The following is a 1,737-nucleotide window of genomic DNA, read 5'->3' on the forward strand; positions in this document are numbered from 1 at the left end:
CGGAGAGAATCATCGACGATGGCGGGAGCGCCTGCACGGCGAGAGCGTGGCTCAGGCCGCGACGGCAGGGCATCAGCTAGGGAATTTTCGAGGCCCACAATCAGGCAGTATTCACCGCCCTATGACACCGCGAAGCCGCGCTGCGTGAGAACCTCATAGAGCGGGATCCAGGAGACCCCGGTCGCCTCCAGGGCCACCGTGGCGACCCTGCACGGCTCAAACCAGTCGGCGAGGCGCTGCAGGTCGCCCGTGAAGGTGCCGAAGGTGCGCACCGGTTCGGGATCGCAGCGGGGCGAGACGGCCGCCACGTGCATCGTGGCGCCGATGTCGACGGCAGCCGCGTGGGAATGGACTGGGGTGAGATCCCGCGCGAGGCGGGACGGTGACGTGCGCGGCATGGCAGGCTCCTCCTGGGGCATCATCGGAGGGCGGGGCTGCGCGAAGACCTCACATTCCTAACCGGGATCGCCTGGGCGTCACCACTCTCAAGGGCGCCGCAGCCCGTGGACCATGTTCGCCATCGGGGTTGGGACCACCCCATTCCCATCGGCCGCTCCCCTCCGCAGCCGATCATAGGGCGCCCTGTTTCTCCCGCCACAGGGGATTGAAAATCCGCGCCCGTTCGCCAGCAGTATCCAATGCGAGGGAAGATCACTCTGGGCAGTGCTGACCTACAACATCCACCAATGGATTCGTCTGCGCTGGCTTCCACGATTTACCCCCGCACCGCCTGACGAGAGCAATGGGTAAGGCATTCTGGCCGAAGCGTGCATCTTTCCAGGAAGCATCTCCCACACATCGACCGTGCTCTGTCTTGCTTGCATTACGGGAGCACGGCATGGCCTGAGCTGCGCCAGTCACGCCATCAGAGAGATTTTCTCACAGGTCGTCATGCGTTGGGTTCACCGCTATGCTCCGGGGATCGAGAAGCGGGTGCGTCGATATCAGGGGCATCGGTCTGGCTCATGGCGCGTGGACGAGCCCTATGTGCGGGTCGGCGGCCGCTGGAAATATCTCTTCCGTGCCGTCGACAAGCACGGTCAGCTGATCGACTTCATGCTGTCGGACCGCCGGAATACCCGAGCAGCTTACCGCTTCTTGCAAGGCTCTGAAGACGATGAGCGACTACCCTCCTGAGACGATCACGACTGACAGACTGGCCTCGTACCCGAAGACCATCCGACGCTTACAAAGCGAGGGGCTGCTGCCGAAGAACGTCGAGCATCGGACATCGAAATATTTGAATAACATTATCGAGGCAGACCATGGCGCGCTCAAGCGCGTGATCCGGCTGACCCGCGGCTTCCAGAGGATGGAAACAGCCTACGCCACTTTGAAAGGCTTTGAGGTCACGCGGATGATCCGCCGGGGTCACTGCATCCTGCCCCGGCCAGGATTGAAGGGCTAGCCGTTCCTATTCACCAGAGTTTGTTTCGGGGCCTATTTGGTAGCGCGGGCGTGCCGATCCGCTGCGTTTCTTTCACCGCGGCAAGGTCTGGAACGTGGGGAACGCGTTGGCAGGGACGGGATGGGATGACCGGGGCGATGGCAGCCCCGGCGCTCAGGGCGAGGCCGCCCGGGGCTGGGGTGCCAGAGCGCTCGCAAGACGCCGGACGAGATCCGCTTCCGGACAGCACGAGGCAAAGGCCAGTCGGATGCGGCTGGTGGTTTCCTGCACCCGCACGGCGATCTTGAGCAGGCGCAACCGCAGCGTTGCGAACTCCGCCCGGGCGAGAT

At 63.7% G+C, this 1,737-nt stretch carries 2 protein-coding genes and 1 pseudogene; 1 reads left to right on the forward strand and 2 read right to left on the reverse strand.

Annotated elements, in window-relative coordinates; translation table 11 throughout:
* Positions 1 to 119: 119 nt before the first annotated feature.
* Positions 120 to 398: a hypothetical protein gene (locus tag FS320_RS42810; RefSeq protein WP_152718576.1), complete on the reverse strand. Its 279-nt coding sequence runs from the start codon at positions 396 to 398 to the stop codon at positions 120 to 122.
* 493 nt (positions 399 to 891) lie between these two features.
* On the opposite strand from FS320_RS42810, the pseudogene FS320_RS51315 reads away from it, so the two are divergent.
* A pseudogene (locus FS320_RS51315) lies at positions 892 to 1,408 on the forward strand (IS6 family transposase).
* Between the two features lie 153 nt (positions 1,409 to 1,561).
* On the opposite strand, the gene FS320_RS42825 reads toward FS320_RS51315, so the two are convergent.
* Positions 1,562 to 1,737: transposase (locus FS320_RS42825; RefSeq protein ID WP_192926244.1), on the reverse strand; the 176-nt coding region annotated here is incomplete at its 5' end.

Origin of the sequence: Microvirga tunisiensis, assembly GCF_009296175.1 — a bacterium.
Lineage (GTDB): Bacteria > Pseudomonadota > Alphaproteobacteria > Rhizobiales > Beijerinckiaceae > Microvirga > Microvirga tunisiensis.

Bases quoted from the DNA above. Each gene is read 5' to 3' on its own strand.
- FS320_RS42810 (WP_152718576.1), bottom strand. From the start codon at position 398: ATGCCGCGCACGTCACCGTCCCGCCTCGCGCGGGATCTCACCCCAGTC.